The organism is Enterobacter sp. K16B (assembly GCF_020216105.1).
GTDB classification, from domain to species: domain Bacteria; phylum Pseudomonadota; class Gammaproteobacteria; order Enterobacterales; family Enterobacteriaceae; genus Enterobacter; species Enterobacter sichuanensis.
In genome coordinates, this window is sequence record NZ_JAIWJZ010000002.1 from 71,586 (window position 1) to 87,760 (window position 16,175).

Sequence of the window (16,175 nt, forward strand, 5' to 3'; positions counted from 1 at the left end):
CTTATCGGATAGCCAGCAGGGCATCAAACATGGCGTTGGCGGTCTGTAACAGCTGCGCGCTGCCCCGGTAATACTGATGGAACATATCGAGGTTGATGTACTCCTCGTCCATATTGACGCCGGTAAGCGCCTGTTTGGTTTCATATTTGGTTTCCAGGTCGGTGTAAGCACTGTTGGTGTAAGATTTCACCTCACGCGCGCTTTCCCCGATTTTGCCTGCCAGGCTGGCATAGGCCTCACTGAGCGTGTTGTTGCCAATCAGCGCTTCTTTCTGGATCTCCAGCATCTTCTGGAGGTTGTTGTTGTTGTCGGGTTCACCAGGTTTGTCGGCGGCGGCAAACTCTAACGGGCTGGTGATTTTGCGTTTGATGCCTTCGGCTGCGCCGGACATCGGATTGAGGGTGAATTTATCCCCCTCCTGGGCAGCCGGAGGCACAGGGACCGTCATTTTGATACCGTCAAAGCTGAGTTCATCGCCCGTAAGGTTTGCCGGCACGGTGCGACCATCCTCCCCTTTCACCACCCACTGCCCCGCTTCATAACGGATATCGTAGTTTTCTGATTTCACCAGTCTGAAATCGTCCACTGTGATAGAGGTCAGCGTTCCAGTTCCGCCGTTCTTCGCATTGGCAATCGCCTTGATCTCCGGCAGCGAGAACAGATCCTCGCCTTGCAGCCCCTCCCCCGTGATGCCGTCCTTATTCTGATCGTTCATCCGGTGCGCCATCATAAAGGCGATCTGATCCAGATCCTTTCGCGCCATCGGGAGGTCTTCATTACGGAATTTGAACAACCCGGCCAGGCGGCCTTTGGTGATGCTGTTTTCATCCAGCGGCGATGCCTTGCCGTTGGCATCCACGTAGGAGACGATGGTTTTATTCGGGTCGGCATCCGACGGTGAGGTCTGCAGTTTGTAGGCGGTATCGCCGGAGACCAGCGGTCGCCCGTCAGACAGCGTGACCGTGACGCGACCGGAGTTGTGGTCTTCGGTCACCGTGATGCCAAGCTGTTCGCTCAGCCCTTCCAGCAGCGCGTCGCGCTGGTCCAGCAGATCGGCAGGCTGTGCCCCATTGCCCTGGGCGCGCTCCAGCTGTTTGTTAATCTGCGCCAGTTGCTCGGTAAAGCTGTTGATCTCGCTGGCGCTGCGCTCAATCTGGGTATTGGTGCTCTTTTCCAGCCCCGTCAGGCGTTTGGCACTGGCATTGTAGCGGTTCGCCAGTATCTCGAGGGAGGCAAATACCTTCGCGCGCGCCGGGCCATCCGACGGTTTGGCGCTCAGGGCGGCCATGTCTGTAAACAGCATGCCCAGCGACACGGAGACGTTATCCGCTTCATCCGCCAGCATGTTGTCGATATCCGCCAGTTGCTCCATCCGTCCCGTCAGTGACGAGTAGGTGGAGAGTGAATCCCGCAGCTGGTTATTGGCAAAGGCGTCATAGGCGCGTTCCACGCCGCCGATGCGGGCGCCATACCCGTAAAACCCCTGTGGGGTCGACATCCCGCCCAGCTCACCGATCAGCAGACTGCGGCGGCTGTAGTTGTTGGACATGCCGTTGACCAGGTTATCACCAGTGACCCGGATGGCGGCCTGCGCCACGCTGATGCCGTTTCTGGCTAAGTTGTAAAGGTTATTCATACGCTCTGGATATTCCCTGATTGCGGGCCCGGCCTTGATTTCCGGGCCAGATGTTCATGGCTCTGCTTATTTCATCGGTGATGACAAAATTTTCTAAAAAATTTTATCGAGGTCGTGCTTATAGGCATTCACCCCCTGCTGAATATCCCCTTTCACCTTCTGAATAATGGTGATCAGCTTTTTGGCGTAGGCCGGATCGGTGGCGTAGCCGCCCGCCTGCAGCGCTTTCGCCCCCTGCTCTGGCGAATCAGATTGCACCACGCCACGATAGCGCGGGTTGCGGGTCAGCAGCTTCGCGTAATCCGCCAGCGCATGTTCGTAGGAGTCGTAGACGCGGAAGGCGGCTTTCACCTTCTGCTTCACGCCGTTGATGTATTCGGTGGTGGTGATTTCGGTGGTTTTGCCCTGCCAGTCGCCCGTCGCCTTGATCCCGAACAGGTTATGGCTCGGGCTGCCGTCGGCGGCAGGAATTTCACGTTTGCCCCAGCCGGACTCCAGCGCCGCCTGGGCGAGGATCAGGTGCGGGTGCAGCCCGCTCTGCTGCGCGGCTGCCTGGGCCGGGCGCAGCAGACGGGCAATAAACGGATGCGCCCCTTCCGCCGGTTTGGCGAACGACACCGGCGCAGGCAGGCGCAGTGGGCCTGTGGCAGGCGTGGCGGAAAGCCCAGGCCGCAGGAGATCGCGCCCCGGCGTGCTCACGATGGGTTCATCAACCTCCCCGCCCAGCTGGCGGACGATAAGATCGGCAAAGCCGAGCTGACCACTCCCGGCAATATTTTGCGCCACCTGCTGATCGTGCATGGCGGTGTACATCTCAGAAGACTGGCTGTTCAGCAGGTCGTCCTTGAAGGTGGCATCGCGCATGCTCTTCATCATCATCTGCACGAAGATACCTTCCATCTGCTTCGCCGCCGCCTTCAGCGCGCCGGGCGACTGCCGCCCGGCCTCCCGTTTCAGGGTGTCCAGCGAACGGACGTCAAAGGCGGGTTGATCGAGCTTATCGAAAGCGTTCATCAGTTCACCTCCAGCTTCGCCCGCAGACAGCCGGCGTTTTTCATCGCCTGCAGAACCGACATCAGCTCGTTTGGCGTCGCGCCCAGGCTGTTGAGGGCGCGGATCACCGCGTTCAGATCGGTACTGCTGCGCACGTGCTGCAGCGAGCCGCCGCTGTCGCGCACCGAGATATCGGTCTGCGGCACCACCACCGTCTCGCCGCCGCCAAACGGCGTATCGGGCTGGCTGATGATGTTGTTCTGCATCACCTCCACCGTCAGGGAGCCGTGGGCCACTGCGCAGGCGTCCAGCGAGACGTGGCGGTTCATCACCACCGAGCCGGTACGCGAGTTCACAATCACCTTCGCGTCCTGAACGTTGACCCGCAGCGGAATGTCCTGAATGTTGGCGAGGAAGCGCACGCGGGACGGGCCGTCCGGTGGCGCAAAGAGGCGCACGGTGCGGGCGTCTTCCGGGATCGCCGCCCCGCCGCTGTAGCGCTGGTTAATGGCGTCGCTGATCTGCTGCGCCAGTGAGAAATCGCTCTCGTTAAGCTGCAGGCGCACGATGTTCTGGGTAGCGAAGTCGTTCGGCACCTCGCGCTCCACGGTGGCCCCGCCGCTGATACGCCCGCCGTTAAGCTGGTTCACCTGCACGCGGCTGCCGCCCGCCTGCGCCCCTGCGCCGGAGATCAGGATATTGCCCTGAGCGATAGCGTAGATCTGGTTATCCGCCCCTTTCAGCGGGGTCATCAGCAGCGTACCGCCGCGCAGGCTTTTGGCGTTCCCCACCGAGGAGACCACAATGTCCAGCTTGTCGCCGGGACGGGCAAACGGCGGCAGCTCGGCGGTGACCATCACCGCGGCGATGTTTTTCAGCTGCATATTGGTGCCCGCCGGGACGGTGATCCCCAGCTGCGAGAGCATGTTGTTCAGGCTCTGGCCAGTGAACGGCGCCTGCATGGTCTGGTCGCCGGTACCGTCAAGACCGACGATCAGGCCGTAGCCCATCAGGGAGTTGGACCGCACGCCCTGCACCGTCGCCAGATCGCGAATACGTTCCGCATGTACCACTTTCGGTACCGCCAGCGTCATGCCGTAGAGCAGGAGGCTGAGAAATAACAGAATAGATTCTTTTTTCATGGTCATATCAGAAAGGAGAAAGGTTCAGGAACAGGCGCTGCAGCCAGCCCATGTTCTGCGCTTCATTGATGTAGCCGTTGCCGACGTACTCAATGCGGGCGTCCGCCACCTGGGTGGAAGGCACCGTGTTGCTGCCGCTGATAAAGCGCGGGTTGACCACGCCGGAGAAGCGGATGAATTCGGTGCCCTGGTTAATGGCGATCTGCTTTTCACCCACCACCCGCAGGTTGCCGTTGGGCAACAGCTCGTTAACGGTCACGGTGATGGTGCCGGTAAAGGTGTTGCGCGCCGCGGCGCCGCCTTTGCCGGAAAAATCGTTTGATCCTTCGGCTTTGAAATCCGCTTTGCCGTCGCCAAGCCAGCTGCCGGCGGCGGTCGGCACGGCAAGCAGCTCCATACCGGCCGATCCATTACGGTTGGCACTGGCGGAGGAGCTCTTGCTGGCGCTCACGTTCTCCTGCAGCAGGATGGTCAGCGTGTCACCCACGTTACGCGGGCGACGGTCTTCGAACATCGGCTGATAGCCGTAGTTCATGGCCTGCCCGGCCTGAAACAGTGAGCCGCCGGTGGCCGCCGGTGCCATCGGTAATGGTGTTGCCGTCGTCGGCCCCTCGACGAGAGGCTTTTGCATGATGTGCGCACAGCCGCCGAGCAGCAGCGTGCCTGCCAGCAGCACCGCCGCCGGGATGTGTTGAGAAAGTTTATTCATTTCAGTGTCGATAAAATGTCTGGCCGCACAGGCGGCCAGAGAGAGGATTACAGCTGGGAAAGCCGCTGCAGCATCTGGTCGGATGCCGAGACCGCTTTACTGTTGATTTCGTAGGCGCGCTGCACCTGAATCATGGTCACCAGCTCTTCCGCCACGTTGACGTTGGAGATTTCCACGTAGCTCTGCTTCAGGGTGCCCGCGCTCTCCATCCCCGGGTTGAGCTCGTTCGGCGCACCGGAGGACTGGGTCTCTTTGTAGAGATTGCCGCCGATGCTTTCGAGCCCCGAATTGTTGACGAAGGTGGTCAGCGTCAGCTGGCCAATCTGCTGCTCTTCCGCCTGCCCTGGCACCTTCACGCTGACGATCCCGTCGCTGCCGATGTTAAGTTTGGTGGCATCCTGCGGGATGACGATCCCCGGCTGGATTGGGTAGCCTTCGGCATTCACCAGCTGGCCGTCCGCGTTTTTCGAGAAGTGGCCGTCGCGGGTGTAGGCGGTGCTGCCGTCCGGCATCTGCACCTGGAAGAACCCTTCCCCTTCAATCGCCACGTCGTACTCGTCGCCGGTCTGGTTCATTCCGCCCTGAGTGTGCACCCGCTGGGTGGAGACCGGACGCACGCCGGTCCCCAGCTGCAGGCCGCTCGGCAGGGTGTTCTGCTCGCTCGCCTGGGCGCCGGGCTGGCGCATGTTCTGGTAGAGCAAGTCCTGAAACACGGCGCGCTGACGCTTGAAGCCGTTGGTATTAACGTTCGCCAGGTTGTTGGAGATGACGTCCATATTGAGCTGCTGTGCTTCCAGCCCGGTTTTTGCGATCCATAAGGAACGAATCATAGTGACTCCTTGCGCGGCCTTAGCTCACGCTTAATAGCTGGTTGGCCTTCTGGGCGTTTTCGTCGGCGGTGCGGATCACCTTCATGTTCATGTCGAAGCCGCGCGAGTTGGCGATCATCTGCGTCATGGCCTGCACCGGGCTGACGTTGCTGCCCTCGATGGCTTCCGGGGTCAGACGCAGGGTTTCGTCCTGCGCCAGCGGGTTGCCGCCCGCGGTGCGGAACAGCCCGTCGTCGCCGTGCACCATCTCGTTCATCTCGGCATTGACCAGCTTCAGGCGGCCCACCGGCACCAGCGCCGTTGGGTCGTCGCCCATGCCGAGTGCCGACACGGTGCCGTCGCTGCCGATGGTGACGTGGGACTGCGGCGGTACCTCCAGCGGCCCGCCGTCGCCCATCAGCGGGCGGCCGTTGACGCTCAGCGCCCCGTCCTGATCCACCTCGATAGCGCCGTTACGGGTATAGCCTTCGCTGCCGTCGTCCAGCGCCACCGCCAGCCAGCCGTTCTGCGGCAGCGCCACGTCGAGACTGCGGCCGGTATGGGTGATCGGCCCCATGGTGGTGTCGTGAAACGGCGTCGACTCCGCCACCAGCGCACGGGTGCGCAGGCTTTCCCCTTCGATGGGTACCGAACGGAACGCCGCCAGCTGGGCGCGAAAGCCCGCGGTGGAGCTGTTCGCCAGATTGTTTGAGGTGACCGCCTGGCGGTTGAGCGCCGCATTGGCGGCACTCATGGCGGTATAGATAGCGCGATCCATCGTTCAGCCTTAACGCAGGTTAACCAGCGTCTGCAGCACTTCAGACTGGGTTTTGATGGTTTGCGAGTTGGACTGGTAGTTACGCTGATAGACGATCATGTTGACCATCTCGTTGCCCAGCTCAACGTTGGAGGTCTCCAGCATGCCGCCGTTGATGGTGCCGAAGCTGCCGCTGCCGGAGGTGCCAAGGAACGGCTGGCCGGACTGTCCGGTCTCCGCCCACAGGTTGTTGCCCTGTTGCGCCAGACCGCCGACGTTGGCAAAGTCCGCCAGCACCACCTGCGCCACGGTCTGGCGTTTCTGGTTACTGTAGATAACGATGACTTCCCCGCTGTCGCTGACTTCGTAGCCGTTGAATTTGCCCGGCGCCTGGCCGTCAATTTCGCCCAGCATAATCTGCATATCGCCGCTGTTCTGGCTCAGTTTTGAAAAATCCAGTTTCAATGCCAGTGGCGCAGAGCCGTTATAGGCCGCGCCCTTGATATCCATTTCCGCGTTGCCAATAATGTTGCCCTGGGTATCAAACTTGAGATTAAGCGTTTCAACACCCGCAGGTGAAGTTGAGTCTTCCGCGTGGGCTTCCCATTCCCCTGATGCCGTATGCACGAAATAGACCTTAATCGCGTGCTTGTTGCCCAGGCTGTCGGTGGCAGTGACTTCGCTGACGTAGTTGTAGGTATCTTTGTCATCCTTGTTAAAAGGCCTTTTTGTGATGATCTCTGCATCTGACTTGAGGTTGCCGCTCAGAGACCCACTGGTTGACGCCGCAGGAGGCATATCGTCTTTCGGAATGCGGATTGGCCCGACCTGCGCGCCGGGGTTAATCACCCCGTTCGTCGCCTGATACCCGGTTAAAAATAGTCCGTTGGTTTTGTTATAGATATTGCCATTTTCGTCCTGATCAAACTGACCGTTACGGCTGTAGAACACGCTGCCCGCCTCATCGACCAGGCGGAAAAAGCCGCGATTAGAGATCCCCATATCGAGGGCGGAGCTGCCGGTCGCCAGATTGCCGTCGCCAAAGTTCTGATTAACACCTGCCACCCGCACGCCCATCCCCTGCGAACCGGCGAAGATATCCGCAAAAGAGGCGGAGCCTGCTTTAAATCCAAACGTCTGGGAGTTGGCGATGTTGTTACCCACCACGTCCAGCGCTTTTGCCGCGGCGCTCAGACCGCTAAGACCTTGTGAAAAACCCATAATTTCGTTCCAGAAGTAATGTTTATTTTTGAATGACGAACACTTTGTCCATCATGATCGGATCGTGATTCAGCAGATGCAGAATCGGCCCATTTGGATCCATGGTGACCCCCTGTACCTGTTCCTGAATCAGGCCGTACACCGTCGGGTTCTCCCCTTCGGCGTTGCTGGCCTCAAAGGAGAGGGTGTACTCGCGATCGCGCGGTGGCCCCGGCTCCGGCTTGAAGTTGTCCAGGTCGTCGAGGTTGAAGGTATTCATCCCCTTCTTGACGTTCTTCAGCTCGGCGGTGTAGGCCTTGTCGCCGTCGTGCAGCGTGACGGTGAGCGTTTCGGCATCGTCCGACAGCGCGAAGTGGAAGTCGTCCGAGCCTTCAGGCGTCTCAACGCCTTCCTGATGGATCGCAAAACGATCGCCAAAGGAGACTTTAGCCTCCCCTTCAATCAGCACGGTGCGCCCGACCCAGGAGGAGGCGCTCATGCTGCCCAGCTGGGACATCATGCCGTAGACGTAACCGACGGACGTGTTGAGCTTCTCCACCCCCGCCGCCATGTTGAACTGCGCCAGCTGCGAGGTGAGCTGGTTGTTATCCATCGGGTTGGTGGGATCCTGGTTTTTCATCTGCGCCACCAGCAGGTTCATAAACTGGTTCGACAGATCTGCCGCGCTGTTGCCCGTGCCGGTGCCGCCCGTGCCGCTGTTGTTGTTAATCGAAGAGACCGCCATATGCGTCCTTACTGACCAAGAGTTAATGTTTTCAGCATCAGGCTTTTGGCGGAGTTCATCACTTCCACGTTGGCCTGGTAGCTGCGGGAGGCGGAGATGGTGTTGACCATCTCGTTCATCACGTTGACGTTGGGCATGCGCACGTAGCCCTGTTCATCCGCCAGCGGATTGCCCGGCTCGTAGACCAGGCGATCCGGGGCGCTGCTCTCCACCACGTCGCTGACCTGCACGCCGCCAATTTCCTGACCGGCCGAGTTATCGACCTGAAATACCACCTGACGGGCACGGTACGGCTGGCCGTCCGGCCCCGCCACGCTATCGGCGTTGGCCATATTGCTGGCGCTGACGTTAAGACGGCGGGACTGGGCCGCCATCGCTGAACCTGAAATATCAAATACGCTAAAGAGCGACATCGCTAATTACCCCTGACTGAGCACAGTCATCATTTTCTTAATATCCGCGCCAAGGAACGTCAGTCCCGACTGATATTTCACGGCGTTATCCGCAAAATTGACGCGCTCACGATCCATATCCACTGTATTGCCATCGGCACTCGGCTGATCCGGAATACGATAAAGCAGCTGAGCGTCGTCAAACGGCTGCGCTTTACCTTCAATATGTCGGTTTGACGTTAATGACAGTGATACGGGTGATTTCGCCAGGGAGTTATTTTCCATGGCCGCCTTTAGCTGTTGTGTAAAATCAATATCCCGCGCCTGGTAGCCAGGGGTGTCGGCATTCGCAATATTCGAAGCCAAAATATCCTGACGGCGCGACAGCAAACCTAACGCCTGCTGTTGAAAGCGAAAGGCGTCATCAAGTTTATTCATGACAACAGGACTCCTGTCTCGCGTTATTTAAACTGCGATAGTGTAGACAGCGCTGGTGAAATATCACACTGCGAAGACCCGACAGAAATAAGCCTATTTAGGGAAATAGAAATAATGAGGAGAGCGATAAAAAAATGAAGAAGGTAAATGCCGTCAGAAGTGTCATTATTTAAGGCAATAAAAGCCTCGCCACTGCGTATATAATTTCGCCACGTTTTATAAATTAAATACCGTATTAAGGCAATAAGATGAAGCTCCGATTATTCAGCGCGGCGATGGCCGTCTTGCTCTGCTCTGCGTCTGCTGGTGCCAGCGTTCCGTCTGACCAGACGGCGAAGCAGCGCCTGCTGCTCAAGCTGGATGCCCTGATCCAACAGCCGGAGAGCAACGGCGAGGTGGTGCGCACCGTGGCCCTGCTCGCCACGCCTGCCCAGCTGGCCGCCGTGTGTGAGAACCCGGAGCTGAGCCTGGTGGGACGCGACAGCCGTCTCACCGGCAAGCGTACCGTGCTGGCCCAGTGCGGCGCGCGTCGTCATTTCCTGCCGATACGCATCAGCGCCCAGGGCACCTGGTGGGTGGCCAGCCAGAGCCTGCCCGGTGGGGCCATTGTGCAGCGCAGCGATATCGAACCGGTTACCGGCAGCCTCGATAACCAGCCCGGTGGCTTGATTTTTAACGCGGACCAGATTATCGGCCAGCGCCTCACCCGCGCCATCGACGCCGGTAAACCACTGCTGGAAAACCAGCTGCGCCAGCAGTGGCGGCTGCGTGCCGGGCAGACGGTGGATCTGGTGACCGCCGGGTCGGGCTTTCGGATCCGCAGCCAGGGCAAAGCGCTGAACAATGCCGCAGTGGATGACGTGCTGAAGGTGAAAACCACTGGCGGGCGCACCGTCAGCGGCAAAGTGGCGGCCGACGGCCAGGTGATGATTATTTCTCAATAATAAATTTTAGCTTTTCTGAGAATCACCGAAGAAAGAAGTATTGAGCACTTAATGTTATTGCGAGGACCACCATGAGCATCAACAGCAGCCAGACCACCGCGCCAGTCGCGAAGATTGCCCCGACGCAGGATCTGCGCGCCCGCACGCAGCCGCAGGAGAGCGAGGTGGCGGCCACGCGCAGCGAAAAGCGCGACAACACCAATGTCACCCTGAGCGAGCTGACTAAAAAAATTCAGACCGACGACAGCCGCGACGTGGACCACGCCCGCGTCGCCGAACTGCGCGCCGCGCTGTCGGCGGGTACCCTGCGCATTGAGCCGGAGAAGATTGCTCAGGCGATGGTGCAGGACATGTTTTCGTTTTAACCGTTTACAGGCCCCTTATGGACAAGCTTTACCCGATACTCACGCAAATGAAAACCTCTCTGGATGAGCTGGAGGCGATCATGATTGAAGAGGTGAATCAGCTCAACCGTACCCAGATCAACCCGGTGTCGCTGCAGGTGCTGGCGGATAACAAAAACCAGCTGCTGACGACCCTGCAGTACTACGACGACATGCGCCGCCAGCAGGAGCAAACCTCCGGCACCGAAGCCCCCTACCCGGGGCTCGGCAAGCTGTTCGCCAGCTGGCAGCAGGTGCATGAAAAGGTGCGCAGCACCAAAGCGCTGAATCAGCAGGTGGAATCCCTGCTGCAAAGCCATATGAAGAAAAACCAGCATATCCAGAAGGCGATCGACAACGTGGGTCACGCCAGCTCACTGTACGGCCCGGCGGGGGAATCCAGCCAGATGCCGACGGGTCGCAAATACAACATCAGCATCTGATCTTATCTGTCTGCGTTGTCCTCTTTTGCCCGCCTCTGGTGGGCTTTTTTTTGCCCCCCCTCACCCTGGCCCTCTCCCCAAAGGGCAGAGGGTAAAAAGCAGACCTGTGCTGTCATCACAAACCGCACCCAACAGTCCCCTCTCCTTTTTGGGAGAGGGTAAAAAGCAGACCTGCGCTGCCATTACAAACCGCACCCAACAGTCCCCTCGCCCCTTTGGGGAGTGGGTTAGGGTGAGGGGTGAGGGGTGAGGGGTGAGGGGTAGGCCGGGTAAGCGCAGCGCCACCCGGCAATCAGGAAGGAAATTAAACAGAGGTGTAGGCTTTCGCCATCGTACGGCTTTTACGCATGCCGGAGAGTTCGGTGCTGATGGCGGTGAGACGCCCCTGAATGGCGCGCGTCAGAAGGGCATCGTGCTCCAGCAGGGTTGCCAGTTGGGCACTGACCTGCGGCTTGTTGTGCTGCGCCAGCTGGGTTAAATCGATGTCACACAGTGTTCTCATCCCCATGGTATAGGCCACGGACTCGTCAAGAAACACATCCCATTCGCCGGCATCGGCCTGCTGGCGCAGCTTTTTGTTGCTAACCAACAGCTGTTCAATCAGCTCAATCACAGCGTTATCCATGCTTCACCTGCTTCTGCTGTGGCGCGATGGCCTGCCAGGTTTCCAGCATCCCCGTCATCAGGGCGATGAGGTGCGGCAGCTTTTCGCCGGACTTGTTGAGGTTGGCCTCAAGCAACGTGCGCGAAATATACTCGTACAGGCTCTCCAGCTCTTCGGCGATTTTCCCGCCCTTCTCGTGGTCAAGACCGGCGCGCAGGCCGTTGTCGATAATATTGATGGCGCGGGAGATCATCTCCCCGCGACGGGCGATATTGCCGGACTGGAAGTAAATGTCCGCCCGCTTCATGGCGTTAATCGCCCCGTCATACAGCAGGACGATCAGCTGGTGCGGCGTGGCGCCGCTAATCTGGCTGTCGAGTGAGACAGCGGTGTAGGCACTGTTGCCCGTTTTGGTGTACATCGTCAAATCCTGCCGGGCAGCGACCTGCCCGGTAATAAGTCAATATTAAATTAATGAAGCCAGAGAACTCACCAGACTGTTTTCGATACTTTTCATATCGCTCATCGCTTTATCCAGGCGCTGATATTCCTTTTCACGGCGCAGCATGGCTTCGTCGATACGCTTTTGCACCGCCGTGATCTGCTTACCGATGCGTTTTTCCTGCTCGCGCAGGGACTCCAGCGTGGTTTCAATCACCCCTTCCTTTTTCGTGATCGCGTCCTTATCGCCGAGATAGGTATCAAAGATGCCCTCCATGCGATCTTTAATCCCCTCCTTCCCCCCTTTGCCGAGGAACAGCGCCTCGACTTCCTTCGGGTTGTCCTTCAGGGCGGCGTCGAGCTTTTTGCTGTCAATGGTGAGGGTACCCAGCGTACCGCTGCGGTCATCGCCGGTTTTACCGTCGAAGGTCACGGTGATGCCGAGACGCCCAAGTGAGGTGATCACGTCCCCGGCCTCGCGGTACTCACCGCCTACGGTGGCTTTCAGCTGGCTGGTCAGGCGACGCAGGCTGCCGTCGCTGAACAGCGCTCCATTACTGGCGTCAGGCAGCGGGATTTCGTCCTCCGCGAGTTTGTCGCGGTCGGGGGCCGTGTATTTGGTGGCACTGGCGACGGTGCTGAGGTAGCTGTTGTAGTTTTTAACGAACTCCTCAATCAGTGATTTCACCTTTGAGGTGTCTTCGGTAATGGTGAGGGATTCGGTTTTGAAGGGGTGCTTTGCGCCGGGATCGGCGTCAGGGTCTTTCTCCGATACTTCGCGCAGTTCAAGGGTTACACCGGTAATCAAATCTTTAATGGTGTTAGAGCTGCGCTCGACCTCATTACCGTTGAGCCAGACAATGGCATTCTGGGCCTCGGTCATCTCTTTGCTGTTCTCAAGCGCATCCTTGACCGCGGCATCCCCCGTTACCGTTATCGTCATCTCCCCGTCTTTACCGGTTTTTTTCGAGGTCAGGACGAGCTTGTGTTCTCCGTCTTTCACCGTCACCACTTCAGCAGCAACGTCGCCCTTCTGTTCATTGATTTTTTTTGCAATATCATCGAGGGACGTTTCGTCTGCCTTGAGTTCCACCACCAGCGGTTTATCACTGCCTTCCATCTCGATGGTGACAGTCGCGGCGCTCTTACCAATATCCTTATCTCGTGACGTTCCTTCCACCTCCAGTTGATGCGCTTTCGCCAGCTGCGCCACGGCCATGGAGTAGCTGTTCGGGATAGTCCCTTTCCCCGCTGTGGCCTTAAAGGTTTTGTTATCGCTGACGCTGACACCGTTAAAGCCCTCATCTTCCAGCTTGCCGAGCGTATCCTTCAGGGTGCTGAGCGCGCTGGAAATAGACCCCCACGCGGAGATTTGCCCGTTATAGGTTTTCTGTTTTTGCAGATAGGGGTTCAGCTTGACTGAACTGGCCGCACGCTCCTTTGCCAGCAGTTCCTCAAAAGGCAGACCCGAGCCCATACCTAAAAAGTTGGTTGATACCATAATAATATTTCCTGTTGTAAAGGGATGACCTGTTACTTTTCTATCGGGGAATAAAGAAGGAAGTTTAATTTTTCATATATACGTGAACAACGCGCAGGCGTGCGGATAACAAAGATGTGCGTTTATTGGTTAATTGTTTTTAGCCATTTAAGTAATTAGCATCATTTCTGACGCCATTTTCAGCAATGACAAAAAAATCGAAAAAAATAATTTAGTCATTTTCATTCCCCCCGATGAATTCAGTATGCGACGCAATTAACGCATATCTCACATTTCGTTATTACTTAGAAGGATATAACAATGGCACAGGTCATTAATACCAACGCACTGAGCCTGATGGCGCAGAACAACCTGAACAAATCTCAGAGCTCTCTGGGTACCGCTATTCAGCGTCTCTCTTCCGGTATGCGTATCAACAGCGCGAAGGACGATGCGGCAGGCCTGGCGATTTCTAACCGCTTCACCTCTTCTATCCGCGGTATGACTCAGGCAGCGCGTAACGCCAACGACGGTATCTCCCTGGCACAGACCACCGAAGGCGCGCTGGAAGAAGTGACCGAAAACATGCAACGTATCCGCGAGCTGACCGTACAGGCGAAAAACGGCACCAACTCTGCCGGCGACCGCGACTCCATCAAAAAAGAAATTGCTTCCCGTCTGGAAGAGATCCAGCGCGTGGCGGAAACCACCAACTTCAACGGCGTGAAGGTCTTTGACGGTTCACAATCTAAAATCACCATTCAGATTGGCGATAAAGACGAGGATACCATCGACATTACCCTGAACAAGCTGGATATGCAGACCCTGGGTCTGGACAACTTCCTGGCTGATTTCGAGGATATCGGGATTACCGTGAATGGTGCGGGTACGCTGGCAAGTCAGTTTGATGATGCCGCAGTCGAGCAGGCAAATGGTGATGTGGATATCGGACACGCATCGGGTAAGGTTTGGGAACTTGCTGATACAGAAAGAGATGCTCTTAAAACTGTTGTGGGTGAAGCTGACGTAGCAGATGTTAAGGTAATGACCTACGATGACAATGGTACTACCCGAATCTTTGCGTATGGTGAAAATTCTGAAAAAATGGTTGAAATCACCGATCCTAAATGGGACGCAACGGGGGCTAAATTAAAACTGGGTGCAAATCCTGATACAGCAGAGATTACTGACCCGGCTGACATCGATATGCTGCTTCACGGGAAAAGTGACTTCACAGAAGGATCGTCTACCGCGCTTAAAGAGGGTGATAAAGTTAATGGTGCAGGTACAGAAGTTACCCTGACTGAGACCATACTTAACAATGTTGCTGCAGAAGCCTTCGGAGCTGGTGAAACCGTTGAATCTTCTGGTATGAAGATGATCACGATGAACGATGGCACAAACGATCGCTACTTCGTTTACGGCGGCGATGATGGTACCGGTGGTAAGGTATTAAAAGAAATTACCTTTAATGCTACTGGTGTGCCAACTGCTACTGACGTTCGTCCTGCCGACAGTGATGTTGTGCTGAAGGAGTTTGGTGCGGCTGCTGCCGACAACCTGCTGGAGAAGCTGTCTGATGCAATCACTCAAATCGGTGACTTCCGTGCCGACCTGGGTGCCGTTCAGAACCGCTTCAGCTCCATCATTGCGAACCTGAACACCAATATCATCAACACCACCGAAGCGCGTTCCCGTATTCAGGATGCCGACTTCTCCGTGGAAGTGTCCGCCATGAGCCGCGCTAACATCCTGCAGCAGGCAGGTGTTTCCGTACTGGCACAGGCCAACCAGGTTCCGCAGAACGTGCTGTCCCTGCTGCGTTAATCTGGACAAAACCACCTTACATTGTCATTACGCGCGTGCCTCACGCGCGGTTTGCCCTCCTCCCCGGAGGGCTTTTTTGTTTTATGCCCGGCAGCGCAGCACAAACGTAGGCCGGGTCAGGCGAAGCCGCCACCCGGCTTTGTGTTAAGCGCGCAGATAAGGTTCCTTCACAAACTCCGCCAGCAGAAACACCATGTCATGCAGTAATCCCGTCAGCACGGTATTCACCTCCTGCGGCAGCGTATTCCCCAGAATCGCCTGCGCCAGCGCACGGGCATAGGTGACCGGGGTGATTGTCTCCTGCCAGCAGTGCGGCATGCACGACGAGGCGGCGTCACCGGCAATCAGTTGTTCAATCAGATGCGGCGGCAGATCGGCGTCACACAGACGTTCCAGCGCCTCCAGGGCATGCAGCAGGCGGCCGCAGAGGGCATGGCGTTCGCTAACGTTCTGTGTTTCAACCAGCGCGCTGGCAAACGCGGCGCAGAGTTCTGCCACCTCAAAAAGGTCCGCAGAGGCAGGAAGGGGTAAGGCGATAAGCTGTTCGGTGAAGCTATGGTGGGATGTGTCAGTGAGAGTGGACAGAAGGGTCATCGGAATGCCTCCAGGGAGATGAGAAATGAGTCACAAGGGAGCCAACCAGCCGGTCGCTCCGGTATCACCTTGTATCTTCAGGTTCTCACGCCCGGCTGCGGTGGTTGCCGCAACGCAGGTACTTTACGATGTGATGAAAACAAATAACAGGGTAAACCACAGATTACATAAGGTTACTTGCGGGATTGCGAGGCGCCTTCCAGATTTGTGCCGGGGGGAGCTTCCCCTCACCCTAACCCTCTCTCCAAAGGGGCGAGGGGACCGTTCGGTGCGGTCTTTATTTCAGGCACAGGTCTGCTTTTCCTCCTTTCCCTTACCCCGGTAGTTTTACCTGAAGCGATGAATGTTGCTCCGGAAAATTAATGGCTTACAGCGACACCCTGGTCCGGCTGTAAATCGCTGAGGCGTTTGCCTTCCGGCCGGGGCGAGGCGCATGGATGCGCCGAGAGGGCGGGCTTTACAGGGACGTTACCTCCGCCCGTCCCCGATAAGCCGGAAGGAATAAGCCGAAGACAAAATTGCCGGGAGCAATTTTGGACAGCGCCTGCGCTGGCCCCGAAGGGGTGAGCCCCAGGGATGGGGCGAACAATCCGCGAAGCGGCGATTTACCGCCGGGAGCCCGGGTCGCCAGGGTGGTG

The 16,175-nt window shown here is 57.5% G+C and carries 18 protein-coding genes and 1 pseudogene; 4 read left to right on the plus strand and 15 right to left on the minus strand.

From position 1 onward, the window contains the following. Position 1 precedes the first annotated feature (1 nt). The 10 genes from flgK to flgB form a co-directional block, all read right to left on the minus strand. Positions 2-1,636 carry a flagellar hook-associated protein FlgK gene (gene flgK, locus LDK53_RS00485; protein WP_208283254.1) on the minus strand — a complete coding sequence of 545 codons (1,635 nt, stop codon included), beginning with the start codon at positions 1,634-1,636 and terminating at the stop codon, positions 2-4. 93 nt (positions 1,637-1,729) lie between these two features. Further along, the gene (gene flgJ / locus LDK53_RS00490; protein WP_225283097.1) at positions 1,730-2,650 is read right to left on the minus strand and encodes a flagellar assembly peptidoglycan hydrolase FlgJ; all 921 of its coding nucleotides are present in this window, start codon (positions 2,648-2,650) and stop codon (positions 1,730-1,732) included. Next, complete coding sequence (locus LDK53_RS00495) at positions 2,650-3,777, minus strand: flagellar basal body P-ring protein FlgI (protein ID WP_153907607.1); 1,128 nt, start codon at positions 3,775-3,777, stop codon at positions 2,650-2,652. The genes flgJ and LDK53_RS00495 overlap by 1 nt, the downstream gene beginning before the upstream one ends. Before the next feature lies 1 nt (position 3,778). Beyond that, positions 3,779-4,480 (minus strand): flagellar basal body L-ring protein FlgH, encoded by a 702-nt coding sequence (locus LDK53_RS00500; RefSeq protein WP_225283099.1) that lies wholly within the window; start codon positions 4,478-4,480, stop codon positions 3,779-3,781. A 47-nt stretch (positions 4,481-4,527) separates the two neighbouring features. Continuing rightward, complete coding sequence (gene flgG, locus LDK53_RS00505) at positions 4,528-5,310, minus strand: flagellar basal-body rod protein FlgG (RefSeq protein ID WP_025759761.1); 783 nt, start codon at positions 5,308-5,310, stop codon at positions 4,528-4,530. A 19-nt stretch (positions 5,311-5,329) separates the two neighbouring features. Next, a complete protein-coding gene (locus LDK53_RS00510) occupies positions 5,330-6,067 on the minus strand; it encodes a flagellar basal body rod protein FlgF (protein ID WP_225283101.1) in 738 nt (245 codons plus the stop codon). A gap of 9 nt (positions 6,068-6,076) precedes the next feature. Then, entirely contained in the window at positions 6,077-7,267 is a 1,191-nt protein-coding gene (flgE, locus tag LDK53_RS00515) for a flagellar hook protein FlgE (RefSeq protein ID WP_225283103.1), read from the minus strand. Positions 7,268-7,289: 22 nt separating this feature from the next. Next, positions 7,290-7,991 carry a flagellar hook assembly protein FlgD gene (locus tag LDK53_RS00520; protein WP_225283114.1) on the minus strand — a complete coding sequence of 234 codons (702 nt, stop codon included), beginning with the start codon at positions 7,989-7,991 and terminating at the stop codon, positions 7,290-7,292. Positions 7,992-7,999: 8 nt separating this feature from the next. Continuing rightward, positions 8,000-8,404 (minus strand): flagellar basal body rod protein FlgC, encoded by a 405-nt coding sequence (flgC, locus tag LDK53_RS00525; protein ID WP_225283140.1) that lies wholly within the window; start codon positions 8,402-8,404, stop codon positions 8,000-8,002. Positions 8,405-8,410: 6 nt separating this feature from the next. Further along, complete coding sequence (gene flgB, locus LDK53_RS00530; RefSeq protein ID WP_225283142.1) at positions 8,411-8,821, minus strand: flagellar basal body rod protein FlgB; 411 nt, start codon at positions 8,819-8,821, stop codon at positions 8,411-8,413. A 248-nt stretch (positions 8,822-9,069) separates the two neighbouring features. On the opposite strand from flgB, the gene flgA reads away from it, so the two are divergent. The 3 genes from flgA (at position 9,070) to LDK53_RS00545 (ending at position 10,591) form a co-directional block, all read left to right on the plus strand. Further along, on the plus strand, positions 9,070-9,765 hold the full coding sequence (gene flgA, locus LDK53_RS00535) for a flagellar basal body P-ring formation chaperone FlgA (protein ID WP_225283153.1): 696 nt from the start codon (positions 9,070-9,072) through the stop codon (positions 9,763-9,765). 71 nt (positions 9,766-9,836) lie between these two features. Further along, complete coding sequence (gene flgM / locus LDK53_RS00540; protein WP_104557470.1) at positions 9,837-10,130, plus strand: flagellar biosynthesis anti-sigma factor FlgM; 294 nt, start codon at positions 9,837-9,839, stop codon at positions 10,128-10,130. Between the two features lie 17 nt (positions 10,131-10,147). Further along, positions 10,148-10,591: a flagella synthesis protein FlgN gene (locus LDK53_RS00545; RefSeq protein ID WP_059385130.1), complete on the plus strand. Its 444-nt coding sequence runs from the start codon at positions 10,148-10,150 to the stop codon at positions 10,589-10,591. Positions 10,592-10,895: 304 nt separating this feature from the next. On the opposite strand, the gene fliT is transcribed toward LDK53_RS00545, so the two are convergent. Genes fliT through fliD form a run of 3 tightly spaced genes read right to left on the minus strand, consistent with a single transcriptional unit; the run spans position 10,896 to position 13,137 of the window. Further along, positions 10,896-11,216: a flagellar protein FliT gene (gene fliT / locus LDK53_RS00550; protein ID WP_225283156.1), complete on the minus strand. Its 321-nt coding sequence runs from the start codon at positions 11,214-11,216 to the stop codon at positions 10,896-10,898. Continuing rightward, a complete protein-coding gene (gene fliS, locus LDK53_RS00555) occupies positions 11,209-11,616 on the minus strand; it encodes a flagellar export chaperone FliS (protein WP_225283158.1) in 408 nt (135 codons plus the stop codon). The genes fliT and fliS overlap by 8 nt, the downstream gene beginning before the upstream one ends. Before the next feature lie 45 nt (positions 11,617-11,661). Then, positions 11,662-13,137 (minus strand): flagellar filament capping protein FliD, encoded by a 1,476-nt coding sequence (fliD, locus tag LDK53_RS00560; RefSeq protein ID WP_225283160.1) that lies wholly within the window; start codon positions 13,135-13,137, stop codon positions 11,662-11,664. A gap of 300 nt (positions 13,138-13,437) precedes the next feature. Between fliD and LDK53_RS00565 the strand changes: the two genes are divergently transcribed. Further along, complete coding sequence (locus LDK53_RS00565) at positions 13,438-14,943, plus strand: flagellin (RefSeq protein WP_225283162.1); 1,506 nt, start codon at positions 13,438-13,440, stop codon at positions 14,941-14,943. A 144-nt stretch (positions 14,944-15,087) separates the two neighbouring features. Here LDK53_RS00565 and LDK53_RS00570 read toward each other — a convergent pair whose 3' ends face one another. Then, on the minus strand, positions 15,088-15,537 hold the full coding sequence (locus tag LDK53_RS00570) for a hypothetical protein (RefSeq protein ID WP_225283172.1): 450 nt from the start codon (positions 15,535-15,537) through the stop codon (positions 15,088-15,090). A 457-nt stretch (positions 15,538-15,994) separates the two neighbouring features. Further along, positions 15,995-16,175 (minus strand): annotated as a pseudogene (locus tag LDK53_RS00575) (hypothetical protein); the annotation flags it as partial.